General features: G+C 48.4%; 25 protein-coding genes. 23 read left to right on the top strand and 2 right to left on the bottom strand.

Going from position 1 to position 26,886, the window contains the following annotated elements; translation table 11 throughout:
* Positions 1 to 88: 88 nt before the first annotated feature.
* The 21 genes from VSQ62_RS26200 to nifJ all read left to right on the top strand — a co-directional run bounded on the left by VSQ62_RS26200 (position 89) and on the right by nifJ (position 23,418).
* Positions 89 to 607 (top strand): peptidylprolyl isomerase, encoded by a 519-nt coding sequence (locus tag VSQ62_RS26200; RefSeq protein WP_334637994.1) that lies wholly within the window; start codon positions 89 to 91, stop codon positions 605 to 607.
* Complete coding sequence (locus VSQ62_RS26195; protein WP_334637993.1) at positions 607 to 1,527, top strand: DMT family transporter; 921 nt, start codon at positions 607 to 609, stop codon at positions 1,525 to 1,527. The genes VSQ62_RS26200 and VSQ62_RS26195 overlap by 1 nt, the downstream gene beginning before the upstream one ends.
* A complete protein-coding gene (locus tag VSQ62_RS26190) occupies positions 1,521 to 1,697 on the top strand; it encodes a chorismate--pyruvate lyase (protein ID WP_334637992.1) in 177 nt (58 codons plus the stop codon). The genes VSQ62_RS26195 and VSQ62_RS26190 overlap by 7 nt, the downstream gene beginning before the upstream one ends.
* A gap of 10 nt (positions 1,698 to 1,707) precedes the next feature.
* Positions 1,708 to 2,019, top strand: a complete 312-nt coding sequence (locus VSQ62_RS26185) for a PucR family transcriptional regulator ligand-binding domain-containing protein (RefSeq protein WP_334637991.1) — start codon at positions 1,708 to 1,710, stop codon at positions 2,017 to 2,019.
* Positions 2,006 to 2,197: a hypothetical protein gene (locus VSQ62_RS26180; RefSeq protein WP_334637990.1), complete on the top strand. Its 192-nt coding sequence runs from the start codon at positions 2,006 to 2,008 to the stop codon at positions 2,195 to 2,197. The genes VSQ62_RS26185 and VSQ62_RS26180 overlap by 14 nt, the downstream gene beginning before the upstream one ends.
* A gap of 153 nt (positions 2,198 to 2,350) precedes the next feature.
* Entirely contained in the window at positions 2,351 to 3,463 is a 1,113-nt protein-coding gene (locus VSQ62_RS26175) for an extracellular solute-binding protein (protein ID WP_334637989.1), read from the top strand.
* Between the two features lie 73 nt (positions 3,464 to 3,536).
* Positions 3,537 to 4,550 carry an ABC transporter ATP-binding protein gene (locus tag VSQ62_RS26170; RefSeq protein ID WP_334637988.1) on the top strand — a complete coding sequence of 338 codons (1,014 nt, stop codon included), beginning with the start codon at positions 3,537 to 3,539 and terminating at the stop codon, positions 4,548 to 4,550.
* On the top strand, positions 4,543 to 6,228 hold the full coding sequence (locus VSQ62_RS26165; protein WP_334637987.1) for an ABC transporter permease: 1,686 nt from the start codon (positions 4,543 to 4,545) through the stop codon (positions 6,226 to 6,228). Before VSQ62_RS26170 ends, VSQ62_RS26165 begins: the two co-directional genes overlap by 8 nt.
* Before the next feature lie 71 nt (positions 6,229 to 6,299).
* Positions 6,300 to 7,151, top strand: coding sequence for an energy-coupling factor transporter ATPase (locus VSQ62_RS26160; protein ID WP_334637986.1), 852 nt, complete (start codon positions 6,300 to 6,302; stop codon positions 7,149 to 7,151).
* Entirely contained in the window at positions 7,136 to 7,984 is an 849-nt protein-coding gene (locus VSQ62_RS26155; RefSeq protein ID WP_334637985.1) for an energy-coupling factor transporter ATPase, read from the top strand. The genes VSQ62_RS26160 and VSQ62_RS26155 overlap by 16 nt, the downstream gene beginning before the upstream one ends.
* A 51-nt stretch (positions 7,985 to 8,035) precedes the next feature.
* The gene (locus tag VSQ62_RS26150) at positions 8,036 to 8,860 is read left to right on the top strand and encodes an energy-coupling factor transporter transmembrane component T family protein (RefSeq protein ID WP_334637984.1); all 825 of its coding nucleotides are present in this window, start codon (positions 8,036 to 8,038) and stop codon (positions 8,858 to 8,860) included.
* A gap of 78 nt (positions 8,861 to 8,938) precedes the next feature.
* On the top strand, positions 8,939 to 9,691 hold the full coding sequence (gene truA / locus VSQ62_RS26145; RefSeq protein ID WP_334637983.1) for a tRNA pseudouridine(38-40) synthase TruA: 753 nt from the start codon (positions 8,939 to 8,941) through the stop codon (positions 9,689 to 9,691).
* 15 nt (positions 9,692 to 9,706) lie between these two features.
* Positions 9,707 to 10,879 (top strand): aminotransferase class V-fold PLP-dependent enzyme, encoded by a 1,173-nt coding sequence (locus VSQ62_RS26140; RefSeq protein WP_334637982.1) that lies wholly within the window; start codon positions 9,707 to 9,709, stop codon positions 10,877 to 10,879.
* Between the two features lie 220 nt (positions 10,880 to 11,099).
* Entirely contained in the window at positions 11,100 to 12,374 is a 1,275-nt protein-coding gene (locus tag VSQ62_RS26135; RefSeq protein ID WP_334637981.1) for a double-cubane-cluster-containing anaerobic reductase, read from the top strand.
* Positions 12,375 to 12,388: 14 nt separating this feature from the next.
* Positions 12,389 to 12,649 (top strand): putative Se/S carrier protein, encoded by a 261-nt coding sequence (locus tag VSQ62_RS26130; RefSeq protein WP_334637980.1) that lies wholly within the window; start codon positions 12,389 to 12,391, stop codon positions 12,647 to 12,649.
* Positions 12,650 to 12,692: 43 nt separating this feature from the next.
* A complete protein-coding gene (locus tag VSQ62_RS26125) occupies positions 12,693 to 13,454 on the top strand; it encodes an acyl-CoA dehydratase activase (protein ID WP_334637979.1) in 762 nt (253 codons plus the stop codon).
* A gap of 215 nt (positions 13,455 to 13,669) precedes the next feature.
* Entirely contained in the window at positions 13,670 to 15,652 is a 1,983-nt protein-coding gene (locus tag VSQ62_RS26120) for a sodium-translocating pyrophosphatase (protein WP_334637978.1), read from the top strand.
* Between the two features lie 279 nt (positions 15,653 to 15,931).
* A complete protein-coding gene (gene pckA / locus VSQ62_RS26115) occupies positions 15,932 to 17,536 on the top strand; it encodes a phosphoenolpyruvate carboxykinase (ATP) (protein ID WP_334637977.1) in 1,605 nt (534 codons plus the stop codon).
* A gap of 146 nt (positions 17,537 to 17,682) precedes the next feature.
* Positions 17,683 to 18,747 carry a CobW family GTP-binding protein gene (locus VSQ62_RS26110; RefSeq protein WP_334637976.1) on the top strand — a complete coding sequence of 355 codons (1,065 nt, stop codon included), beginning with the start codon at positions 17,683 to 17,685 and terminating at the stop codon, positions 18,745 to 18,747.
* 43 nt (positions 18,748 to 18,790) lie between these two features.
* The gene (locus tag VSQ62_RS26105) at positions 18,791 to 19,732 is read left to right on the top strand and encodes a TIGR03943 family putative permease subunit (RefSeq protein WP_334637975.1); all 942 of its coding nucleotides are present in this window, start codon (positions 18,791 to 18,793) and stop codon (positions 19,730 to 19,732) included.
* Between the two features lie 152 nt (positions 19,733 to 19,884).
* Positions 19,885 to 23,418: a pyruvate:ferredoxin (flavodoxin) oxidoreductase gene (gene nifJ / locus VSQ62_RS26100; RefSeq protein ID WP_334637974.1), complete on the top strand. Its 3,534-nt coding sequence runs from the start codon at positions 19,885 to 19,887 to the stop codon at positions 23,416 to 23,418.
* A 90-nt stretch (positions 23,419 to 23,508) separates the two neighbouring features.
* Here nifJ and VSQ62_RS26095 read toward each other — a convergent pair whose 3' ends face one another.
* Together VSQ62_RS26095 and VSQ62_RS26090 are read right to left on the bottom strand one after the other, a co-directional pair.
* Positions 23,509 to 24,243, bottom strand: a complete 735-nt coding sequence (locus VSQ62_RS26095) for an SDR family NAD(P)-dependent oxidoreductase (RefSeq protein ID WP_334637973.1) — start codon at positions 24,241 to 24,243, stop codon at positions 23,509 to 23,511.
* Positions 24,244 to 24,340: 97 nt separating this feature from the next.
* Positions 24,341 to 25,069, bottom strand: a complete 729-nt coding sequence (locus tag VSQ62_RS26090) for a phosphatase (protein WP_334637972.1) — start codon at positions 25,067 to 25,069, stop codon at positions 24,341 to 24,343.
* Positions 25,070 to 25,321: 252 nt separating this feature from the next.
* Here VSQ62_RS26090 and VSQ62_RS26085 point away from each other — a divergent pair, with 252 nt between their 5' ends.
* The gene (locus tag VSQ62_RS26085; RefSeq protein ID WP_334637971.1) at positions 25,322 to 26,101 is read left to right on the top strand and encodes an ABC transporter ATP-binding protein; all 780 of its coding nucleotides are present in this window, start codon (positions 25,322 to 25,324) and stop codon (positions 26,099 to 26,101) included.
* Positions 26,102 to 26,120: 19 nt separating this feature from the next.
* Positions 26,121 to 26,879 carry an ABC transporter permease gene (locus tag VSQ62_RS26080; protein ID WP_334637970.1) on the top strand — a complete coding sequence of 253 codons (759 nt, stop codon included), beginning with the start codon at positions 26,121 to 26,123 and terminating at the stop codon, positions 26,877 to 26,879.
* The last annotated feature ends 7 nt before the right edge of the window (positions 26,880 to 26,886 follow it).

The following is a 26,886-nucleotide window of genomic DNA, read 5'->3' as shown; positions in this document are numbered from 1 at the left end:
TTACGAACCGCCTGTTATCCGCTACAATAGATAGCGTCTGAACAGGATATTTTAGTAGATAAATAACAGGGAAAAGAGGAAATGAAGTATGGCGAATCCAATTGTGACATTTGAAATGGAAAACGGGGACATTATGAAGGCGGAGCTGTATCCTGAGATCGCGCCGAATACGGTGAATAATTTTATCTCTTTGGTGAAGAAGGGATACTATAACGGGCTGATCTTCCACCGTGTGATTAGCGGTTTTATGATCCAGGGCGGATGCCCGGACGGAACGGGTATGGGCGGTCCGGGATATAATATCAAAGGTGAGTTCAGTCAGAACGGTGTGGCGAATGACTTGAAGCACACAGAAGGCGTGCTGTCTATGGCGCGGGCGATGCATCCAGATTCAGCAGGATCACAGTTCTTCATCATGCATGAGAACTCTCCGCATCTGGACGGTTCATATGCGGCGTTCGGCAAGGTGACAGAAGGTATGGACATTGTGAATAAGATTGCGGATACAGATACGGATTATAATGACAGGCCGCTTATAGAACAGAAGATGAAGAAGGTTATGGTAGATACGCAGGGTGTGGATTATCCGGAACCGGAGAAGGAATAATGGAACGGTTTTATCAGAATACGGTAACCAGAACGATTCTGGCATTGATGTGCTGCGCCTTATGGGGCAGTGCATTTCCATGTGTTAAAATAGGATATGAATTATTCCGGATAGAGGGCTCGGGGAGCCAGATATTATTTGCCGGGTATCGGTTTTTTCTGGCAGGCGTGTTTACATTTATTCTGGCATGTGTGCTGGAGAAGGGTGTGATCACGATGAAGAAGAGTTCAGTCCCGTATGTGTTTGGACAAGGGATTTTGCAGACGACAGTCCAGTATGTGTGTTTCTATATCGGTCTGGCGCACACAACGGGGGCCAAGGGGTCTGTGATCAACGCGTCGAATGCATTTTTCTCTATTATAGCGGCGCATTTCCTGATGAGATCAGAGAAGCTTACCTGGAAGAAGGTTGCGGGCTGTTTGGTGGGATTTGCAGGGATCATTATCATCAATCTGGAGCCGGGAGCGTGGAGCAGCGGCTTCTCCCTGATGGGAGAGGGGATGGTCCTGGTGTGCGCGTTTTCCTATGGACTGAGCAGCGTGACGCTTAAGATGATCTCTGACAGGGAGAAGCCGGTGACGATCACGGCTTATCAGCTGTTGTTCGGCGGTGCGGTGCTGATTCTGACCGGCGCGGCGGCCGGCGGAAGCGTGCATGGATTTGCCTTGAAATCAACGCTTCTGCTGCTGTATATGTCCTTGCTGTCTACGGTGGCTTTCAGTATATGGGCAGAGCTTCTGAAGTACAATTCTGTAGGCAAGGTTGCGATATTCGGATTCAGTATTCCGGTGTTCGGGGTTGCGATGTCGGCAATATTCTTAGGAGAACAGGTAATATCCGTGAAGAATCTGATCGCGCTCGTCTGTGTGAGCGTCGGGATCATTATTATCAATCGGAAGGGCAAGGAAATACTATGTTAAAATGTACATATATCGTGGAGAGGATAGACGGTGATTACGCAATGCTCCGCAGGGAAGATGAGACGGATCAGAATGCGGAGCCTAAGATGACGGCGCGTGCGCTTCTTCCGCCGGAGATCATGGAAGGGACGAGGCTGCTGTACGAATATATGCAGTATTCGGTTATCTAGCCGGATGAGTGTGACTGTAGAGGATCTGCTGAGACTGCCGTCTCTTCGGCGGGCGGAGATGCTGGGCGGAGCAAAGGGACTGCCGCGGATCGTCTCTTCTATATCGGTGTTAGAATCCGTCGATCCGGGCATACTGATCGATGAGCTGTTTCCCCAGGGAGAATTTTTCGGCAGTGAGATCGTGATTACGGGATTTGTTAATATCCTGGAGGATGTAGAGAGACAGTGCGCGAATATCCGCCGGATGGCGGAAGGCGGAGAAGTGGGGCTGATCCTTTTCTATGTGGGCGTCTATCTGCCGCGGGTGGATGATCGATTATGACGATATTCCAAGGGAGAAGGCGCTTGAACAGGCGAAAATGGAGGCTGCCGAGCTTGCGGCGGCGGCAGGGGCGCTTCGGGAGACTGTGGAGATCATTGAGGCGGAGGATATACCGCTGGCGTATTATCCGGGCAATACGAACCGGGTGAAGGTGAGAGCAGCAGGAGATCTGCAGTAGAGAGCTGCAATTATAAAAAAAGATAATAAAGTTTATAAGAGTATTAAATAAAAGAATCCGGTGAATCCGTTTACAGTTTAGAATATGCATGATACAATCGTCCCGATGACTTTGGCAGAGATGTCAGAAATATTGATTTCAGGAGGAAAAGGTATGAAAAAGAGATGGTTTTCAGCATTATTAATGGGAACAATGATTCTGTCTTTGGCAGCCTGCGGGGGAGCAGACAGCAGTTCATCCAAGGATGGCAGCGTATCTGAGGAGAGCACAGAGAGCACAGAAGAGCCGGGCGAAGAGACGGAGGAATTAGAGGATGTGGTAGTTGTATATTCGACCCATCCGGAAGAACTGTTGGAGACGATTGGAGATGCGTTCACAGAAGAGACAGGCGTCGAGGTCGAGTATATCAATCTGAAAGGTGAACTGGCAGACCGTGTGAGGAGTGAGAAGGACAACCCTCAGGCGGATATTATGTTTGGCGGGGACGCGGCTACTTATATGCAGCTTAACGGCGAGGAGTGTTTCGATTCGGCGAATCCGGCCTGGGCTTCTGAACTGTCAGACGATTATAAGGATGCGGACGGCAAATGGTTTGGAACGATCAAGACTCCGGTTATGATGTTCTATAATACAGAACATATGTCTGCAGAAGAGGCTCCGTCTGACTGGAGCGATCTGGCGAATGACGAGTACAAGGACAAGATCGTTACGCGTGATTCATTATCGTCATCCATGCGGTCTGCAATCACGGCATTGATTTATAATATTTCGCAGAATGACAGCGAAGATGCAGCGTGGGATTATATCCAGAAGTTGGATGCCAATACAAAGAATTACTATAACAGCGGCAGTATGATGTACGAGGCGGTTGGAAAGGGAGAGGCGCCGGTCTCTATTGCAGTATTGAATGATATCATTACAAACCGTGATAAGAACGGACTTCCGGTGGAAGTGATCGATGCGAAGAGCGGTGCGATCGTGCTGACAGACTGTATCGCGAAGATTAAGAATGCACCGCACCCAAGCGCCGCGGATGCTTTTCTTGAATTTGCGGGAAGCGCCGAGACACAGGCTATGGTTGCGAACGAATTCAGCCGTCTGCCTGCATTAGACAGCGCGCTGCCGGACTGCCCGGAGTGGATGCAGACAGAGTATAAGTCTATGGAGCTTGACTGGGTTGCGATCGGTGAAAATCAGTCGGATTGGCTTGAAAAATGGGAGACAGATTATCTGGATGCCGACAAAGCGGTTGCGTCAGACAATTAAAACTGGTTGGAAGTAGCGGGACTGATACTGGGTTCCGCTATTTCTTATATATGTCTATTTGGGAGAATGTAATATGAGTAATATAGTATTGAAGAATATAAGCCATGCCTATGCGAAGGAGAAGGTATTGGATCAGGTCAATTTTTCCATAGAGGAAGGGGAGCTGCTCACGCTTCTTGGGCCGTCTGGCTGCGGAAAAACAACGATTCTGCGGATTATCGCCGGTTTTATCATCCCGGACGAGGGAACAGTAGCAAACGGAGAGAAGGATATCACGGCATGGACGCCGGAAAGCAGAAATATGGGGATCGTGTTTCAGAATTACGCGTTGTTTCCGAATATGAGCGTAAGGGATAATATTGCATACGGCTTAAAGATCCGCAAAAAGGACAAGACAAGTATCCGGGACAAATGTGAGCAGTATATGGAATTGACAGGGCTATTGGAGTATCAGAATCGGAAAGTGAACGAGCTGTCCGGCGGACAGCAGCAGCGCGTGGCTATCGCGAGGGCGCTGGCGATCGAACCGCAGATGCTTCTGCTGGATGAGCCGATGTCAAACTTAGATGTATCGCTTAGAACGAAGATGCGGGAAGAGATCAGGGCGATCCAGAAGAAGACGGGGATCACGACTCTTTTTATTACCCATGACCAGCAGGAGGCGCTGTCTATCTCTGACAGGGTTGCCGTAATGCAGAAGGGGAGAATTCTTAAGATGGGGACGCCTAAGGAGATCTATGATGATCCGAGACAGGATTTTGTTGCTGATTTTGTCGGAACTTCGAACCATATAGGAGGAGCGGTATTAGAAAGCCTGCTGGGCAGGCGTATTGCCGATTCGGTGTCTGTCTGTGTGAGGCCGGAACAGATACAGCTTAGCCGCGATAAAGGAAACGGGATATTGGTGACGGTAAAGGAAGTGAAATTCATGGGCATGTATTTTGAATATACGGTGGTCAGCGCGCAAAAGGAGGAATACCGTATCGTGGAAATAAACCTCGGGAAAATGTACCATGAATGGCACGTCAATGATACGGCGTACATGACGGTTGATAATATCGGCGATATGGTGGGTGGATATGAATAATAAAAGTGATAGAGGAATAAAGAGTGGATGGTTAAAGTGTCTGTGGTATATGCTTCTGGCTTTTCTTCTGACCGGATATATCGTGGTGCCGTTTTTTTGTACTGTCATTAAGGCATTTGAGACGGAAAACGGCTACGGGATCGGGAATATACAGGAATATCTGTCGAATCCAAACCAGCTCCGTGTGATAGGGAATACCGTTCTTCTGGGGGCGGCGTCGGTGCTGGTATGCGGGGCAGTAGGAATCGCGCTGGCTCTCTATATGACATTCCTGGCAGGCAGGGAGAAGAAGGCCGTGCATATTCTTCTTCTGAGCCCGATGATGATTCCGGGTGTTATTGTCGTGATCGCATTTAACCAATTGTACGGGGAAAGCGGGATTATTACGAAGAGTCTGGAATATCTTCTGCAGCTTACGGAAATACCGTATCGTTTTCAAGGATTCGGCGCGGTTGTGTTTGTGATCGCGTATACGCAGTATGTTTATTTTTATCTGAATGTGTATGTAGCGTTAAAATATATGGATTACTCACTGATCGAGGCGGCAAGAGGAATGGGAGCGTCAAAATTAAGGGTATTTGCAGATGTCGTATGGCCGGAGATCCTGCCTGCGGTCCTGACGTCGGTGATCGTTACATTTGCCTCGGGAATCAGTTCCTTTTCGGCGCCGAATCTGATCGGCGGAGGGTTCAAGGTGCTCAGCACGCAGATCGTCCGCTCGAAGGCGAATAATCATATGGAGATAGCATCTGTACAGGTAATGCTGCTGTTTTTGATCAGTCTTTCAGTTATGCTGCTGATCCAATTCTACAGCAAAAAGTACGGCAATGCCAGATCCTTCCGCGCCGTGTCGGCGGGAATGGGAAAGAAGAAGGGGTTCTTCGTATTTTTGTGCCGTATTGTGATCATCGTGCAGATCGTATTGGTGATCCTGCCGGTCATTGCCATAGTATATCTCTCTTTCGTGGAAACGAAATCTATCATGACGATGATCTTCCCGAGGGGATTTACGCTGGAGAATTATCTGGTGATCGTTGAGAAAGGGCGGGTGTTAAAGCCCATTATCAATAGCGTGAAAATGTCGGTGATGGCGGTTGCGGCCGGACTTGTCCTTACGGTTCCGGCTGCATATATGATCGTAAGGCGGGGAGGCAGATGGAATGCGGTGTTCAAGGTCCTTATTATGCTTCCGTGGGCAATGCCTGCAAGTGTGGTAGCGGTAAACCTGATCAATGCGTTTAATCATAAGAGTATATTTGCCTTGAACCAGTCCTTGATCGGGGGCTTCTATATATTGCCGATCGCTTATACGATAACCTCTCTGCCTCTTCTGTTCAGCTCGAATGAGGTGGCGGTTCAGGGAATTAATAAGAATCTGGAGGAAGCGTCAAGAAGCCTTGGCGCGGATATGTTTTACACATTCGTTCATGTGATCGTACCGAATATAGCGCCTGGGATCATGGCGGGCGGAGTGCTGGGGCTTATAAGGAATATAGGAGAATATACGATGTCAGCCCTGTTGTATGGAGTGTATAACAGACCGATATCAATCTCTATGGTCACGAATATGCAGGAATATAAGATGGGGATATCGCTGGCGTACGGGGTGATTGTGATCATGATCTGTTATGCGGCCTTAGGTTTGATATTCAAATTTGATAAAGAGCGGTATTTTTAAACAGTATCTTGCAAAACATACATCAATAACGTACAATAAGAAAAGTGAATGAACAGATTGGAGGCGTCCTCATGGACATGGTTCAGACGGAGAAGCTGATATTTGAATATGAGAAGCGGGATGAGGAAGGGAATGTGATCGGCACCTCCCGCGCCATCGACGAGGTGGATATAGATGTACAGGAGGGCCAGTTTATCGCCATTCTGGGTCATAACGGCTCCGGGAAGTCTACCCTTGCTAAGCATATCAATGCCATTCTCGTGCCGACGCAAGGGACGATGTGGGTGAACGGGCGCAATACCAAAGACCCGGAAGAGCTGTGGAACGTACGCCAGTCAGCGGGGATGGTATTTCAGAATCCTGACAACCAGATCATCGGGACGGTCGTGGAGGAGGACGTGGGATTCGGCCCGGAGAACTTAGGCGTTCCCACGGATGAGATCTGGCAGCGGGTAGAGGACAGCTTAAGATCCGTGGGGATGATCGAGTACAGGCACCATTCTCCGAACAAATTATCCGGCGGACAGAAGCAGCGTGTGGCGATCGCGGGTGTGGTTGCGATGGAGCCTAAATGTATCGTGCTGGACGAGCCTACGGCGATGCTTGATCCGGTAGGACGCAGGGAAGTTCTTAAGACGGTTCAGAAGCTAAGGGAGCAGAAGAAGGTGACGGTTATCCTGATCACTCATTATATGGAAGAGGTCGTAGATGCGGATAAGATCTATGTGATGGATCATGGGCATGTTGTGATGGAAGGAACACCCAGGGAGATATTCTCACGGGTAGACGAGCTCAAATCCTACCGCCTGGATGTTCCGCAGGCGACGCTTCTTGCGGATGAACTGAGAAAAAGGGGGCTTAAGATTCCTGGCGGGATACTTAAGAAAGAAGAGTTGGTGGAAGCGCTATGTCAATTAAATTAGAGCATTTGAATTATGTATACAGTCAGGGAACCGCATATGAGAAGAAGGCGTTAAACGATATCTGTATTGAGATCCCCCACGGGGAGTTCGTGGGGATTATCGGCCATACCGGGTCCGGGAAGTCTACGCTGATCCAGCATTTGAACGGTCTGATCCGTGCGACGAGCGGGGAGCTGTATTATAACGGTGAGAATATTTACCGGGAAGGCTATTCTATGCGGGGGCTTCGGAACGAGGTGGGGCTTGTGTTCCAATACCCGGAGCATCAGCTGTTCGAGATCGACGTCATGACAGACGTATGCTTCGGACCGAAGAATCAGGGGCTTACTGCGGAACAGTGTAAGGAACGGGCGCTTGAAGCGCTGCGTCTGGTAGGGCTCAAGGAGAAGTATTATAATGTCTCTCCGTTTGAACTGTCCGGCGGGCAGAAGCGCCGTGCGGCGATCGCAGGTGTGCTTGCCATGCGGCCTAAGGTCCTGGTGTTGGATGAACCGACTGCGGGGCTTGATCCCAAGGGGAGGGACGACATTCTGGATCAGATCGCATATCTTCACAGGGAGAGCGATATAACGGTGATCCTGGTATCTCACAGTATGGAAGATGTTGCCAAATATGCTGACCGGCTGATCGTGATGAACAGGGGAGCCGTCATGTACAATGATGAGCCGAAGAGAGTGTTCGAGCATTACCAGGAGTTGGAGAAGGTAGGCCTTGCCGCGCCGCAGGTTACTTATATTATGCATGATCTTGCGGGAAGAGGGATTCCTGTCAGGACAGATGTGACGACGGTAGCGGAGGCGGCGGATGAGATTCTGAGAGCGGTGGGATCATAATGCCTGCACGGTTTGCAGTGCAGGCGCATAACAGATGATGGAGACGAAGAGATGGTAAGAGACATAACGATAGGACAATATTATCCGGCTAAGAGCGTTGTGCACAGGCTTGACCCGAGGGTGAAGCTTGTGTCTACTTTGTTATATCTGATTTCGTTATTTTTATTCCGCAGTATTTCCGGATATCTGGTTGCGACCGTATTCCTTGTCACGGTGATCCGAATATCGAGAGTTCCTTTTTCATTTATTGTGAGAGGGTTAAAACCAGTGGTCCTGCTGCTGATGATCACGGTATTATTTAATCTGTTTCTGACGAGAAGCGGAGACGTATTGTTCCACGCCTGGATCATTACGATCACGGAGGGCGGCCTGGTAACGGCCGTCTATATGGCGGTCAGGCTCATTTACCTGATCATCGGCTCGTCCCTTATGACCTTCACCACAACGCCGAACGAGCTGACCGACGGGATAGAGGCGCTGCTCCATCCTTTGAACAAGATCCGTGTGCCGGTTCATGAGGTTGCGATGATGATGTCGATTGCGCTTCGGTTCATTCCGATCCTCTTGGAAGAGACGGACAAGATCATGAAGGCGCAGATCGCCCGGGGAGCTGATTTTGAGAGCGGCAATATTATTCAGAGGGCGAAGAGTATGATTCCGATCCTTGTTCCGCTGTTTGTATCAGCCTTCCGCCGTGCCAACGACCTTGCCATGGCTATGGAAGCCCGCTGCTACCGCGGCGGGGAGGGAAGGACGAAGATGAAGCCCTTACATTATAAGCACCGTGATTACACGGCGTATGCAATAGTGATAATATACGTTATAGCAGTATTTGCAATCGGAAGATATCTTCCGCTGCACATCTGGATATTTTAATATCCATTTTCAGTACACAGGCAGGGAATCTGTGCCTTGCCGTCCCCTTAAAAAGAGATTTTATTCAGAGGTAACCCCATGAAACGCATCCGACTTCTCGTCTCCTATGACGGTACAGACTACTGCGGCTGGCAGATCCAGCCAAACGGCATAACTATCGAAGAGGTCCTGAACAAAAAACTTAAGAAACTGACCGGAGAAGACATTCACATTATCGGCGCAAGCCGTACAGACTCGGGTGTCCATGCCCTGGGAAATGTGGCGGTATTTGATACGGATTCTCCGATCCCCCCGGAGCGCATGGCATATGCGCTGAACCAGAAGCTCCCGGCGGATATCGTAATCGTCAAGTCAGAGGAAGTGCTGCCTGACTGGCACCCCCGTTATCAGGAGCAGATAAGCAAAACCTACGAATACCATATCTATAACGCCCAGCTGCCGGATCCGCTGAAGCGCAGATACAGCACTTTTGTTTCTTTTCCGTTGGACGTGGAGAAGATGCGGGAAGGAGCGGCATATCTGGCAGGAGAGCATGATTTCGCCAGCTTTTGCAATATCCGCACGAATGCGGAGAACACGGTGCGCAGGATAGACGGGATCGAGATAGAGAAGGAAGACCAAGATATTACGATCCGTGTCACGGGCAATGGATTCTTATACAATATGGTGCGGATCATAGCAGGCACGCTGATCCGGGTAGGACGAGGGTTCTACGATCCGGGGAAGGTTAAGGAGATTCTGGAAGCGGGAGAGCGGACGGAGGCAGGCGTGACAGCGCCGCCGGAGGGCCTGGTATTAGTGAAGATTGACTATGGGGAAGCGAAGCATTAAGGAGGAAGATGAATCATGTGTTTCGATCATGCGAATGATGGCAAGATCTATTTTGACAATGGGAGTACATCCTGGCCGAAAGCGCCGAATGTCGCAGAGGCAATGGCTGATCTGCTGACAAACGGCGCTTTTAATATTAACAGGGGGAATTACGAGGGCGCGTATGAGGTAGAGAGTATTGTCCTGGATACGCGGGACCAGTTGGCGCGGCTGTTTCATGCGAAGGATTCCAGGTGCGTGATCTTTACTCCGGGAATCACCTATTCTCTGAATTATTTTATCAAAGGGTTTTTAAGGCGGGGGGATCATGTTCTGGTATCAGGGATGGAGCATAACGCGGTCATGCGTCCGCTTAAGCAGATGGAAGCGCAGGGGATAACCTGGGATACGGTCAGGACGGAGACGGACGGAACCGTGCACCCGGAAGCGTTAGAGGATGCGGTCAGAAGCAATACCAGAGCGGTGATCATGCTCCATGCATCCAATGTCTGCGGAACGGTCGTACCGATACGGGAGATCGGGGAAATATGCAGGAGGCGTCATCTCTTTTTCGCTGTGGATACGGCGCAGAGTGCAGGGACGATTCCGGTTGATATGCAAGGCTGCGGGATTGATTTCCTTGCATTTACAGGACATAAGGGGCTTCTTGGACCGCAGGGGATCGGCGGGTTCCTGATCTCGGAAGAGCTGGATTCCTGCATGGAGCCGTATATCGCGGGAGGGACCGGAAGCCAGTCGGATTCACTTCTGATGCCGGAAAGGCTGCCGGACAAGTATGAGAGCGGGACTTTGAATCTTCCGGGGATCATCGGGCTTCACGCGGCTCTTTCTTATATTGAAGAGACGGGGCTTGAAAGGATACATGCCGGGAAAATGGAGCTGACACGGTATTTTCTGGAGCGCATCGGGGAGTTTCCTAAGATCCGTGTTGCAGGGAAGGTCGGATTAGAAGATCGGGTGGCGGTCGTTTCGCTGGATTTCGAGAAGGAAGACAATGCGGTGACCGCATTTGAACTGGAGCAGCGGTATGGAATTATGACGCGGGTCGGACTTCACTGTGCGCCGGCGGCGCATCAAACGCTGCATACATATCCGCAGGGAACGGTGAGATTCGCATTTGGGACGGAGAATACGAAGGAAGAGATCGACCGGTGTATAGAAGGGATCCGTGAGCTGACGGCTGATTGATGAAATGCTTGCCGGATGCGGCTTGAAAGAAATGTACAATATATAGATAACATCAATATATATGGGTGAAATATTACAAAAAACAATAAGCGTTCAGCCATGAATCCATTGCCTCAAAATGTAAAAAGTGTTACGTTTATTCTAATAAAATATAGGAACCTGCAGCGGCATATCCGCAGCGGTTCCTGGCGATAACAAAAGATACAAGGAGGATATTATTATGGCTGATTATCGCAAGATGTGGGAAGAACTGGGAATGGATCTGGAGACGCATGACCAGTTGTGTGCGGTGCTTCCGCAGGCGTTTGGAGACGTATATCTGTCACAGGAGAACCGCCCGGAGGGCATGGATTATTACAATATGGTAGTGGCGGATATCCATGGCATCCGTCCGGCAGAGCTGATCGAGCATCAGAAGAAGGGCGGCAAGGTATTCGGAACCTTCTGCGTCTATGTGCCGGATGAGATCGTATTTGCCGCGGATGCGATAGCGACAGGACTGTGTGGAGGCTCCCAGTTCTGGGTACCGGGCGGAGAGAAGGTGCTTCCGACCAATACCTGTCCGCTGATCAAGGCTTCCGTAGGTGCAAGATTAGACCGTACCTGCCCGTTCTTCAGGATCGCGGATATGTATGTGGGAGAGACGACCTGCGACGGCAAGAAGAAGGCATGGGAGATCTTAGGAGAGGATGTGCCGGTTCACGTTATGGATCTTCCTCAGATGAAGCGTGCGAAGGATATTAAGGCATGGGCGGAAGAGATAGAGGCATTTAAGAAGGTGGTAGAGGAATTCACCGGCAATGAGATCACGGCAGAGAAGCTGGCGGAGAGTATTAAGCTGATCAACGGTAAGAGAAGGGCGCTTGAGAGATTGTATGAACTGCGTAAGAATGAGAATCTTCCGATCAGCGGCTGTGACGCTCTGCTGATCTCCCAGATCGCGTTCTACGATGATCCGGGAAGATTTACCCAGATGACCAATGCGTTGTGCGAGGAACTGGAACAGCGTGTGAAGGACGGAGTCAGTGTGGTGCCGGCGGGAACGAAGAGGATCCTGCTTACCGGAACGCCGCTTGCGATCCCGAACTGGAAGCTTCATAATATCGTGGAGACCAGCGGAGGCGCTGTTGTCTGTGAAGAGATGTGTACGGGTACACGCTATTTCGAACATCTGGTAGACGAGTCGAAGACGGAAGTGGCAGATCAGATCACAGCATTGGCTGAGAGATACATGAATATCAATTGCGCATGCTTCACGCCGAATGCGGGAAGAATTGACGATATCCTGCGTCTTGCGAAGGAGTATAAGGCTGACGGTATCATTGATGTGAACCTGAAGTTCTGTAACCTGTATGACACTGAAGGGTATCTGGTAGAGCGTGCTCTGAAGGAAGCGGGAATTCCGGTGCTTGGAATTGAGACGGATTATACGGACAGTGATGCGCAGCAGCTTCGTACGAGAGTCAGTGCATTTATCGAGATGCTGAATAATTAGTCGGGTGAATATATATGCAGGAGATTCAGCATTATGTTTTATTTCCCAATCATGATAATGCAATGCGGTTACATAGAGAATTGAAGAATCTGGGGGTTCGGGCGACGATCGCCCCTACCCCCAGAGCCGCGAGTAAATGCTGCGGGGTCTCGCTTCTGATCCGGGAGGAAGATAAGGAAGCGGTAGAGGCCTGTATAGAGGAGCATGGAATTGAGATTCTTAAGATCGCGGCAATCGAGCGGGATGTGAACCCTAAGAGGGACAGATATTGTTAATATTCGGCGCTTGCCGCGAGTTTTTTGGCTGAGGTAAAGGGATATGGATTATGTAGGGATTGATATCGGCTCCACGGCGTCCAAGGTGGTGGCGAGAGGAAAGAAGGAGATGGAGTTCGTTCTTCCGACGGGATGGAGCAGCAAAGAAACTACTCACACAATTAAAGAAAAATTAAAAGAAAATGACATAGATGTACTGTCAGAAGACACCAAGGTGGTAGCGACAGGATACGGCCGGGTGGCGGTAGATTTCGCAGACTATGTGATCACGGAGATCACCTGTCATGCCAGGGGCGGAAGAGAGATGGCGGGAGATCATTGCTCCATCATTGATGTAGGCGGACAGGATACGAAGGTGATCCTGGTAGAGAACGGGATGGTGCAGGATTTCCTGATGAATGACAAATGCTCCGCCGGTACCGGGAAATTCCTGGAGATCATGGCAAACCGGCTGGGGGTTACCCTGCAGGAATTGTTTGATATGGCGGATACGGGAACGGTCCTTCCGATTAGCTCGCTGTGTACGGTATTTGCGGAGTCCGAGGTGATCAACTATATCGGAGAGGGAAGGAAACGAGAGGATATCGCGGCCGGGGTTGTGGATTCGGTCGCGGCGAAGGTGGCGCAGTTAAGTCAAAAGAAGAGCCTTGCGGGAAGGATCATACTGACAGGAGGTTTAAGCAGCAGCCGGTATTTTACCAGGATCTTATCAGAGAAGATCGGGCGGGAGGTTGAACCGACCGAACGGGGTAGATATGCGGGAGCGCTGGGAGCGGCGCTGCTTGCAGAAGAGAAGTCAAGATAGGTTTGACTTCTCTTTCTTAATGTGATATATTAATTTTGATAAAAAATTATTACTCTGATAAAAAATAAATATGAATTGTATGTACGAATATTCGAAATATTATTCGCAAACTGTTAAAAAGTAGCAAAAAATCTGAAAAAAATTATATACAAACTATTTTTTTGTGATAATATAAGGGTAATAAGTTTTATAGGAGGAAAGTAGGAGGGTTATTTATGGAAATGTTTTTGAACGTGGTTCCTGTGTTGGGGATTATCGCACTTGTTTTTGCAGGTGTCCTGGCTGCAAAAGTGAATAAGCAGAGTGCAGGAACCGAGAGGATGCGGGAGATCGCATCATCAATCAGTGAGGGCGCCCAGGCATTCCTTACAGCAGAGTATAAGATACTGGTATTCTTCGTTCTGGTATTATTTCTGCTGATCGGCTTTGGAATCGGCAATTGGGTGACCGCAGTTTGTTTCGTGGTGGGGGCGGTATTCTCCACACTGGCAGGATATTTTGGAATGACTGTAGCGACGAGGGCTAATGTCAGGACTGCGAATGCAGCGAAGGAAGGCGGCATGAATAAGGCTCTTTCTATTGCATTTTCAGGCGGCGCGGTTATGGGGATGTGTGTAGCCGGACTTGGCGTGCTGGGGGTAAGCACGATCTACCTGATTACGGGGAATGTAGACGTTCTCTCAGGATTCAGCCTTGGAGCATCTTCGATCGCTCTGTTTGCCCGTGTAGGCGGAGGAATCTATACGAAAGCGGCAGACGTAGGAGCGGACCTTGTCGGGAAGGTTGAAGCGGGAATCCCGGAGGATGATCCGCGTAATCCCGCAGTTATCGCGGATAACGTAGGTGATAATGTAGGCGACGTTGCCGGAATGGGCGCGGACTTATTTGAGTCTTATGTGGGCGCCCTGATCTCAGCGCTCACTCTTGGAATTGTATATTATAAGATTGAAGGCGCGGTCTATCCGCTTCTGATCGCAGGACTCGGTCTGGTTGCGTCTATTCTCGGAACATTCTTTGTTAAAGGCGATGAGAATTCGAATCCGCATAAGGCGCTTAAGATGGGATCTTATGTGGCCAGCGCGCTGGTGCTGATTGCGGCGTTCGTGTTCAGCCAGTATCTTTTCGGCAATATGAAAGCGGCGATCGCGATCGTAGCCGGACTGATCGTCGGTCTTCTGATCGGTATCATCACTGAGGTCTATACATCCGGTGATTATAAGTCGGTCAAAGAGATTGCGGAGCAGTCAGAGACAGGGCCGGCAACTACGATCATCAGCGGTCTGGCGGTAGGTATGAAGTCTACGGGAATCCCGATTCTGTTGATCTGTGTGGGAATCTTTCTGGCATATCGATTCTGCGGACTCTACGGAATCGCACTGGCGGCGGTAGGTATGCTCTCTACGACGGCGATCACGGTCGCGGTAGACGCCTATGGGCCGATCGCAGATAATGCGGGCGGTATCGCAGAGATGTCAGGTCTGGATTCCGGCGTCCGCAAGATTACGGACAAGCTGGACGCGGTCGGCAATACGACGGCAGCAATGGGCAAAGGCTTTGCCATCGGTTCCGCGGCGCTGACGGCGCTTGCACTGTTCGTTTCCTATGCGGAGGCGGTGCAGCTTAAGAATATAGACCTGCTTGACAGCCGGGTGATCATCGGATTATTCATCGGCGGTATGCTGCCGTTCTTATTCTCTGCTATGACGATGGAGTCGGTGTCAAAGGCGGCGTATAAGATGATCGAGGAAGTGAGACGGCAGTTCCGTGAGAAGCCGGGTATCATGAAAGGAACAGAGAAGCCGGATTATAAGTCCTGTGTGGCCATTTCTACGACTGCAGCACTTAAGGAGATGCTAGTGCCCGGAATCATGGCGGTATTATCTCCGCTGGCTGTAGGATTATTGCTGGGGCCTGCATCCTTGGGCGGTCTGCTTGCAGGCGCGCTGGTGACGGGCGTTATGCTTGCGATCTTTATGTCGAACTCAGGCGGCGCATGGGATAACGCGAAGAAATATATCGAAGACGGAACACACGGCGGCAAGGGCAGCGAAGCGCATAAGGCTGCGGTTGTGGGCGATACGGTAGGAGATCCGTTCAAGGATACTTCAGGACCGTCTATTAATATTCTGATCAAGCTGATGACCATTGTGTCACTGGTATTTGCGCCGTTATTCCTGGCTGTAGGCGGATTATTATAGATCAGCGGTAGATCTGCAGTCTGGTGACTATAAGTTATATTTATTTAGAGAGAGAAGAGGGACGCGGTAAGTCTCTCTTCTTTCTCTTATTGTATGGCAGTACATACCCCTAAGAGGAACTGAGCTAAATGTTGAAAAAGGTTATTTCATAACGCAATTGGTTGTGAAGATTGTTAAAAATTTGACTTTTTAGAAAAAATTAGAGAATTTTTATTGATTTTATTTTTTAAATATGTATACTAAATAACATATACTATGAAAAAAAGGAGATTATGAAAGATGGCAGAGATTAATTTGAGTAAGTATGGCATCAGCGGCACCACTGAAATCGTACACAACCCTTCTTATGAGATGTTATTTGAAGAGGAGACAAAGCCAGAACTGGAAGGTTTTGAAAAGGGACAGGTCAGCGAGCTTGGCGCAGTGAATGTCATGACTGGTATCTACACCGGGCGTTCGCCGAAAGACAAGTTCATTGTAATGGATGAGAATTCTAAGGACACCGTATGGTGGACCTCCGATGAATACAAGAATGACAATCATCCGGCTTCAGAGGAGACCTGGAAGACAGTTAAGGATATTGCTTTGAGTGAGCTCTCAAACAAGAAGCTGTTTGTGGTAGATGCCTTCTGCGGTGCGAATGAAGACACACGTATGTCAATCCGTTTTATCATGGAAGTGGCATGGCAGGCTCATTTTATCAGGAATATGTTCATTATGCCGACTGAAGAAGAGCTTGAGAAGTTTGAGCCGGATTTCGTTGTTTATAATGCATCCAAGGCTAAGGTTGAGAACTACAAGGAGCTTGGTCTGAATTCTGAGACAGCAGTTGTATTTAACATTTCAAGCCGCGAACAGGTTATTATCAATACATGGTACGGCGGAGAGATGAAGAAGGGTATGTTCTCTATGATGAACTACTATCTGCCGCTTAAGGGGATTGCTTCCATGCATTGTTCTGCCAATACAGATATGAACGGAGAGAATACCGCGATCTTCTTCGGACTTTCCGGAACAGGTAAAACTACGCTTTCTACTGATCCGAAGAGACTTCTCATCGGTGATGACGAGCACGGCTGGGATGACGACGGTATCTTTAACTTCGAGGGCGGATGTTATGCGAAGGTTATCAACCTTGACAAGGAATCAGAGCCGGATATCTACAATGCGATCAAGAGAGATGCTCTTCTTGAGAATGTTACTCTGGATGCAGAGGGCAAGATTGATTTCAACGACAAGAGTGTGACAGAGAATACACGAGTGTCTTATCCGATCGATCACATCGAGAAGATCGTACGTCCTAAATCCGCTGCTCCAGCGGCGAAGGAAGTTATCTTCCTGTCCGCAGACGCTTTTGGTGTACTGCCTCCAGTATCTATTCTTACACCGGAGCAGACACAGTATTACTTCCTGTCAGGATTCACAGCTAAGCTTGCAGGTACAGAGCGCGGAATCACTGAGCCTACACCAACCTTCTCCGCATGCTTCGGACAGGCGTTCCTTGAATTACATCCTACGAAGTATGCAGAAGAGCTTGTTAAGAGAATGCAGAAGAGCGGCGCTAAGGCATACCTGGTTAATACAGGATGGAACGGCACAGGCAAGCGTATCTCTATCCGTGATACCCGTGGTATCATCGATGCGATCTTAAGCGGAGATATCCTGAAGGCATCAACGAAGAAGATTCCATACTTCAACTTTGATGTTCCGACAGAGCTTCCGGGCGTCGACACCAACATCCTGGATCCTCGCAATACTTATGCAGATGCATCTGAGTGGGAGACGAAGGCTAAGGATCTTGCACAGAGATTCGTTAAGAACTTTGCGAAGTATGAAGGAAATGAAGCCGGCAAGGCTTTGGTTCCGGCTGGTCCGCAGTTATAATTGACTATCTGTTAACTGTCTATAGACAGCAGGAGAACCAACATTAGGATATAATGTTGGTTCTCTTTGCATTAACGGATAAGGAATGTAAACTGCCGGTTGAGGACAGGCAAAGAAGATTTGATATTAGAAGAGAGGAATGGCAGATGACAAAAGTAGATATTATATCAGGCTTCCTGGGGGCGGGCAAGACCACCTTTATTAAGAAGCTGATCGACCAGGTATATGCGGGAGAGAAACTGGTTCTGATCGAGAATGAATTTGGAGAGATCGGGATTGACGGCGGTTTCTTGAAGGATGCAGGGATTGAGATCACGGAGATGAATTCGGGCTGTATTTGCTGTACGCTGGTAGGTGATTTCAGCGAAGCGCTTCAGAAGGTGCTTAAGGAATATGAACCGGACCGTGTGCTCATTGAGCCGTCAGGAGTCGGCAAATTATCCGACATCGTAAAAGCGATCAAGGCTGTGAAGAAGAAGGCCGAGATTGAGATTAACGGAAGGATCACGGTAGTTGACGGTAAGAAAGCGAAATTATATCTTAAGAATTTCGGTGAATTCTTTGAAGATCAGGTGAAGCATGCGTCTACGATCGTCGTCAGCAGGACGCAGATGATGACGGATGAGAAGATTGAAGAATGTGTTCATATGCTTAGGGAAGAAAATGCGGATGCCGCGATCATATCAACACCCTGGGAAGAACTTGGTAAGGATGCGGTCTGCCGTGCGCTGCAGCGTAAGGCAGAGATAGAAGAACTGTTGGAGAACCGGGATGAACATGAGCACTGTCATCATGGCCATGGGGAAGGCTGTTGCGGCCATGGAGAGCATGGTCACCAACATGGCCATGGGGAAGGCTGCTGCGGTCATGAGGAGCATGGCCATGATCATGGAGAGGGCTGCTGCGGTCATGGTCACCATGACCATCATCATGCGGACGAGGTTTTCACAAGCTGGGGCAGGGAAACAGCGCATAAATATACGGACGAGGAGCTTGATTTCCTGTTGAAAGCATTATCGGAGACGGACGGATACGGGACGATCCTGCGTTCAAAGGGGATCATCCCGATGGAGGACGGAACCTGGAAGCAATTTGACCTGGTGCCGGAAGAGTATGAGGTCCGCGCAGGACAAGCGGATTATACCGGGCGTGTATGCGTGATCGGAACGAATCTGAAGGAAGAGGAGCTTCGGAAGCTGTTTCATATTTAAGCTATAATAATCCGAATGGGATAATAGAAATGGAGGTGATTGCATGAGAACGCCTGTATTCATATGTACAGGTTTTTTGGACAGCGGCAAGACAACGCTTGTCAAAGGAACGCTGATGGAGCAGGATTGGATCGCGCCGGGATTAACATTGCTGCTCTTGTGCGAAGAAGGGGAGGAAGAGTATCCGAAGGAATACCTGGAAGAAAAAGAGATAGCGCTGCTGAGAATTAATGAATTTGACCAGTTGAATCCGGCATTTTTTAAGAATTGTGATATGAATTATCATCCGGCGCAGGTTGTGATCGAGTATAACGGAATGTGGAAGTTAGAGGAACTCTTGTCTGTCAAATATCCCCGCAACTGGGAGCTGCAGGGAGTCTATTCCACCGTCAATGGGACGACTCTTGACATGTATCTTAAGAATATGAGAAATATATTGATGGAACAGTTGACGGAATCTGAGCTGATCGTGGTAAACCGCTGCCCGGAAGGTACGGACCGCTCGGGCTTCCGGCATGCGCTGAAGGTACAGAATCCGATGGCGCAGTTAATATTTGAAGGATTAGACGGCAGGATCATCCAGCCGTCCGAGGAAGACCTGCCGTACGATGTGAAGGGGGATAAGATTGCCATAGATTCTATTGACTTCGGAATCTGGTATGTGGATGCCTGCGACCATCCAGAACTGTATCTTCACAAGGAGATCGAATTCGTGGCTCAGGCGTTCCGGCCGAAAGGGATGAAAGAGAATATGTTTGTCCCTGTGCGCAAGATCATGACATGCTGTGCGGAAGATATCAATTATTATGGATACCCGTGCAAGTCGGAAGATAAAATAGATTTTAAGAGGGGCGAATGGTTCAAGATCCGTGCCAGATTCGAATTTGAACAGGCAGTTGCTTTTGGAAATGAACAGCCCGTTCTTTATCTGATCGATATGGAACCGGCAAAAAAACCAGACGAAGATGTGGTGTATCTGGGATAACCCCCTGCGGCGCGCGCAATCGCTCTACTTGTACCGAAAAAGGAACAAAAATAAAGCTAAGAATGACTAGACTTTTAAAAGAGTGTGAACTATAATAAATGCATACGTCAAATTATCCATAATTTGTACAATTATAAGGAGGAACAACGACAATGGCAAGAAAAATGAAGACCATGGATGGTAATCAGGCGGCAGCTCATGCATCATATGCATATACAGAAGTCGCAGCTATTTACCCGATCACTCCATCATCTGTTATGCCGGAGCATGTAGATGAATGGGCAACTGAAGGCAGAAAGAACATATTTGGACAGACAGTTCAGGTAACAGAGATGCAGTCAGAGGCAGGAGCAGCAGGAGCAGTACACGGTTCTCTTGCGGCAGGAGCTTTGACGACGACATTTACCGCATCTCAGGGCTTACTGCTTATGATTCCTAACTTATATAAAGTGGCAGGCGAGCAGCTCCCAGGTGTGTTCCACGTATCTGCACGTGCCCTTGCCAGTCATGCACTGTCAATCTTTGGAGATCATTCAGATGTATACGCCTGCAGACAGACCGGTGCAGCCATGCTCTGTGAGTCAAGCGTACAGGAGGTTATGGACTTAACGCCGGTTGCACACTGTGCGGCGCTTAAGGGCAAGCTTCCGTTCATTAATTTCTTTGACGGTTTCCGTACTTCACATGAGATTCAGAAGATTGAGACTTGGGATTATGAAGATCTGAAAGAATTAGTAGATATGGATGCAATTGATGCATTCAGGAATCACGCATTGAATCCGAATCATCCATGCCAGAGAGGTTCTGCTCAGAATCCGGATATTTTCTTCCAGGCAAGAGAAGCATGTAATCCATATTACGATGCTATGCCGGCGATCGTTCAGGAATACATGGACAAGGTTAACGCTAAGATCGGTACAGATTATAAGCTGTTTAACTACTATGGAGCAGCAGATGCCGAGAAGGTCATCGTTGCAATGGGTTCCGTATGTGATACGATCGAAGAGACGATTGATTATATGCTGGCAGCAGGCGAGAAGGTCGGCGTTGTGAAGGTTCGCCTCTACAGGCCGTTCTGCGCTCAGGCATTGATCGATGCGATCCCAGATACAGTAAAATATATCAACGTACTCGACAGGACAAAAGAGCCTGGAGCACAGGGCGAGCCATTGTATCTGGACGTTGTATCCGCACTGAAGGGGTCTAAGTTCGATGCGGTTCCGATCAACTGCGGACGTTATGGATTAGGTTCCAAGGATACGACTCCTGCACAGATCGTTGCAGTATTTAACAATGCTGACAAGGCAAGATTCACCATCGGTATCGAGGATGATGTAACGAATCTGTCTCTGGCAACAGGACCGGCTCTGGTTACGACTCCGGAAGGTACGATCAACTGTAAGTTCTGGGGACTTGGAGCAGACGGTACGGTTGGAGCGAACAAGAACTCCATTAAGATCATCGGCGACAACACAGATATGTACGCACAGGCTTACTTCGATTATGATTCCAAGAAGTCCGGCGGTGTTACTATGTCCCACTTACGTTTCGGTAAGAAGGCGATCAAGTCCACCTATCTGATTCGTCAGGCGAACTTCGTTGCTTGCCACAATCCATCTTATGTGGACAAGTATAACATGGTTCAGGAGTTGGTTGACGGCGGTACATTCCTGTTGAACTGCCCATGGGATATGGAAGGATTAGAGAAGCATCTGCCGGGACAGGTGAAGGCTTATATCGCAGATCACAACATTAAGTTCTACACCATCGACGGTATTAAGATCGGTAAAGAGATCGGACTTGGCGGACGTATCAATACAGTATTGCAGTCAGCGTTCTTCAAGCTGGCAGCGATCATTCCTGAGGAGGAAGCAATCGACCTGATGAAGGCTGCTGCGAAGGCAACCTACGGAAGGAAGGGAGACAAGATCGTTCAGATGAACTATGACGCTATTGACGCCGGTGCAAAGCAGATCGTAGAAGTATCTGTTCCAGAATCCTGGAAGTCCTGTGAGGATGAGGGATTATTTACACCAGAGGTTAAGGGCGGAAGAGAAGACGTTGTTGATTTCGTTAAGAACGTTCAGTCTAAGGTGAATGCTCAGGAAGGTAATTCACTTCCGGTATCTGCATTCAACGACTATGTTGACGGTTCTACGCCATCAGGATCTTCTGCATATGAGAAGCGCGGTATCGCGGTAGATATTCCGGTATGGGTAGAGGAGAATTGTATCCAGTGTAACCGCTGTGCGTATGTATGTCCGCACGCTGTTATCCGTCCGATCGCTCTTACAGAGGATGAGCTTGCCAAGGCTCCGGAAGGAACGAAGGCTATTGATATGATCGGTATGCCGGGCATGAAGTTCGCGATGTCTGTATCAGCATACGACTGTACGGGATGCGGTTCCTGTGCGAATGTATGTCCGGGCAAGAAGGGCGAGAAGGCTCTCGTGATGAAGAATATGGAAGAGAACGTTGCGTCTCAGGAATTATTCGATTTCGGAAGAGAGATTCCGGTAAAACCAGAAGTCGTTGCGAAGTTCAAACCAGAGACTGTAAAGGGAAGCCAGTTCAAGCAGCCGCTGCTTGAGTTCTCAGGCGCTTGTGCAGGATGCGGCGAGACTCCTTATGCGAAGCTGATCACACAGTTATTCGGCGACAGAATGTATATTGCCAATGCAACGGGATGTTCCTCTATCTGGGGTAACTCTTCACCGTCCACGCCTTACACTGTAACTCCGGAAGGAAAGGGACCGGCTTGGTCAAACTCCTTGTTCGAGGATAACGCAGAGTTTGGTTATGGTATGCTCTTAGCTCAGAAGGCGATCAGAAACAGATTAAAAGCTCAGGTTGAGGCAGTTGCAGCAGCAGATGCGGCTTCCGAAGATGTGAAGGCAGCATGCAAGGAATACCTTGATACTTTCAACTGTGGTGTTACCAACGGCGATGCTACAGACAAGCTGGTTGCGGCATTAGAAGGATGCGACTGCGATACATGCAAGGACATTGTTAAGAATAAAGACTTCCTCGCTAAGAAGTCTCAGTGGGTATTCGGCGGCGACGGATGGGCATATGATATTGGATTCGGCGGCGTTGACCATGTACTGGCAAGCGGCGAAGACATTAACGTAATGGTATTCGATACAGAGGTTTACTCCAACACAGGCGGACAGTCCTCTAAGGCTACCAAGACAGGCGCTACAGCTCAGTTTGCTGCAGGCGGTAAAGAGACCAAGAAGAAGGACCTTGCGGGCATCGCTATGAGCTACGGTTATGTATATGTAGCGCAGATCGCTATGGGTGCTGATTTCAACCAGACGGTTAAGGCTATTGCAGAGGCAGAGGCATATCCGGGACCATCACTGATCATTGCTTATGCTCCATGTATCAACCATGGTATCAAGAAGGGTATGAGCAAGGCTCAGACGGAGGAAGCATTGGCAGTAGAGTGCGGTTACTGGAATAACTTCCGGTTCAATCCGGCAGCAGAGGGTGCGAAGTTCTCGCTTGACAGCAAGGAGCCGGCAGGAGATTATCAGGCATTCCTTGACGGAGAGGTTCGTTACAATGCACTTAAGAGAGCGAATCCAGAGAAGGCCGAGAGACTCTTCACGAAGAATGAGGCTGAGGCTATGGAGAGATATGCTTACCTTAAGAAACTGGTTACTCTGTATGGAGAAGACTAAGATAATATAAGATTAGAATAAGAGGAGTCCCACACTGAGAATTCGGTGTGGGACTCTTTATGCGTATTGCTTCTTGGAAGGACAATTGTACTAGAAGGTCATCATCCCGCCCGTAATATTGAATGCCTGTCCCGTTACATAAGAAGCGTCGCTGTTCGCAAGGAACCAGACGATATTGGCAACATCATCAGGAGTGCCGAAGCGTCCTAACGGCGTGCGTTTGATCCACGGAATCTCCGGCTCAGGGGCATCATCGGCCATATTGGTCTCAATGATACCGGGACAGATGCTATTTACGCGTATTCCGTACGGTCCTAGTTCTTTAGCGAGCGTCTTCGCTAATTGGATAACGCCGCCTTTGGATGCGGCATATACAGATTGGTTGGCGGCGCTTTCTTTGCCGCCCATAGAGCCGGTGAAGACGATACAGCCGTCTTTTTCTTCCATCATTTTTCTTGCAACAGGCTGTCCTACGAAGAACATTCCCTTTAAGTTAATATCGATCTCCCGGTGAATCTGTTCTTCAGTATACTCTACAAAGGGATGCCACTGGAGAATGCCGGCATTGCTGTGCAGCACATCAATTTTCTTGAACTCATCATAGATATCGGCCATTACAGAGTCAACCTGTGACTTGTTGGCTACGTCGCACTGATAGTATTTCCCTCCGCTTTCAGATGTAACCTTTTGGCAGCCCGGCGTTGGTTCGGCAGCCACGTCCAGGATGATCACACGCCATCCTTCTTTGGAAAAACGTCTTCCCACGCCTAATCCGATTCCTTTTTCTCCGTTTCCGCCCGTAATTAGAATTGTTTTTTTGCTCATTGAGACACCTCCTGAATTAAAATGATTCAATTATGATTAATATTATATCTTTTAATCTAAAAATGTCAATATAAATATCAAAATAGTTCAAAATAAATCATATTCTGCCCCGGTCAGAAAGATAGCCTGCAAAATCATCATATGTGCGGTTGAGGATGAGCTCTGCAGGAAAATCTGCATCCATCAGAAGCTTCAAAGCCCTGGGGACAACACCCACCATAGAATCAAAATGCGCGTCGCTGGATACGCACACTCTGACCCCGTACTGTTTGCAGTAACGGATGAATCTAAGGCAGTTCTTTTCGCTTCCTTTCCTTGCCCGAAAGGAATTATTGTTGATCTCAATTAATTTATCCAGCCGCTTGGCTTCTAAGACGATCGGTTCGGGATCGTTCGGGAAATAAGCATAGCCCGGATGACCGAGAATATCGACCAGAGGATTGTTGAGCGCGGCGATATATGCTTCTGTGTGCTGTTTTTTAGTGCCTAACGGCATACAGACATCGTGCATGCTGGCGATGCCGAAGTGGATATGCTTGTGAGAAACGGGCTCGATATGATCGATATCTCCGTTAAAATTCGTGATATTAAATTCCATGCCCGTGAATACGCGGATACCATGTACGAACTCAGGGATCATGCCTAGGGAACAGGAAGAAAAGCTGTTCAAAGAGTGATCCATTGCAGGGCCGTGTTCGGTCAGGCACAATCCTTTCAGACCCCGGGACGATGCGGCGATACAATTTTCGTTAAGCGTAGACCATGCGTGGCCTGAGAGAACGGTATGGGTGTGGGTATCTACTTCGATATGCTGATAATTATACATGAAGAACTCCTTTCGTTGATCTGTTTTGTTTAATAATCTACTCAAATGGTATCACTATAATTCAAAAAGTGCAACGAAAAGATAAAAAATGATGTAAAAAGTGCAAAAAATAGGTTGACAGTGAGATAAAATGAAACTATAATGTCATTACAGAAACAAATAGAGCGGATAAGAAATTATTTTGTACAAAATAATTCGTTATAGAAATATTATGAATCAAAATACAAATAAAAGAGGAGAGGGTGATGAAAAATGAAAGAATTGATGCGTTTGCAGGGAATCTGTAAGGTCTTTGATAAGGGGCTTGACGAGCTAGTGTGCCTGGATGATATCAATCTGACTATTCTGGAAGGGGAATATGTCTGTATTCTGGGGCCTTCGGGATGCGGCAAATCAACTTTATTGAAAATTATAGGAGGAATTGAGAAACCGACGCTTGGCAGCATTGTCATGGATGAAGAAGTTTTTGAAGACGGAATTCCCAAAAGCCATCTGAAGGATTTCGGATTTGTTTTTCAACAGCATAATCTGCTGGAATGGAGGACGGTACAGAAGAATCTGAGATTAAATCTGGAAATCTTCAGGCTTAAAGGCAGTGAATGGGAGAAAAGAGTTGAAGAGATGCTGGAAATCGTAGGACTTCAGGATTATGCCAATATTTATCCGCATGAGCTGTCCGGGGGTATGAAGCAGAGGACAGGGATCGCAAGGGCGTTGGTGCATGATCCGAAGGTGCTTATTATGGACCAGCCGTTCGGAGCGTTGGATGCGATCACAAGAAATATGCTTTCTTATGAGATGCTGGATATCTGGAAGAAGACTCAGAAGACTATGATCATGGTCACGAACAGTGTAGAGGAGGCGCTGTTGGTGTCAAGCAGGATCCTGGTCATGAATAAAAAGGGTGAATTCATCAGCAAGATCGTAAATGACGTGCCGCTTAAGGCCCGGGATGAAAAGATCGCGTACAACGACAGATATAATGAACTGAGAAAAAAATTAGATGATATTGTTCATGAGATACAGGAATGATTAGGAGGTGGCGCAGAAGATGAAAGGAAATAAAAAATGGCTGAATATTGTCTCTCCTGTCATATTGCTTATTGTAATTCTGGTATGTTGGGAGCTGTATGTTGCGGTAAGCGGTATTGACGCCCGGATCCTGCCTGCTCCCCATGTGATTCTAAGCAAGCTTGGGGAAAGGTTCATGAGGGATCTTTCGGGGGATTTTCTCTATACGATTCAGGTCATATTGATCGGATACTGTATCTCCATTCCAAGCGGGATCCTGCTTGCTGCATTGTGTTCGCAGTCGAAGCTGGTGACGAAGGCGATCACGCCTGTGTTGATTCTGATGGTGGTGATTCCGATGCTGACATTGGTGCCGATCCTTCAGCTATGGTACGGATATGTTATGAAGGTGCGGATTATTGTGGTGATCTGTCAGGCGGTCCCCATTATATGTCTGAATACTTTGAGGGGCTTCACAAAGGTTGAGACGGCGAAGCGGGAGTTGTTCCGCTCAATGGGTGCAGGACGGTTTAAGACATTTGTGAAGCTGATTTTCCCGAATGCACTGCCGCAGGTTTTTGTCGGTTTGAAGCTTGGATGTATATTCTCTACGATAGCTGCGATGAGCGCTGATCTTGCGGCGAGCAACGAAGGGCTGGGGAGCAGGATCTCTGTCTATTCCGGCATGCTTATGACGGATATGGCATACGGGACCATTATCGTCGTGGCGCTGATTGGTATCGTGTTGTTTATGATCGTGGCATATATAGAGAAAAAAGTTGTGATATGGATTAAATAGTGGAAGG

It is taken from the genome of Sporofaciens sp. JLR.KK001 (assembly GCF_036941055.1).
In the GTDB taxonomy this organism is placed as follows: Bacteria; Bacillota; Clostridia; order Lachnospirales; family Lachnospiraceae; genus Sporofaciens.
The sequence above is the reverse complement of the archived record's forward strand: the minus strand, read 5'-3'. Positions and strand labels throughout refer to the sequence as shown.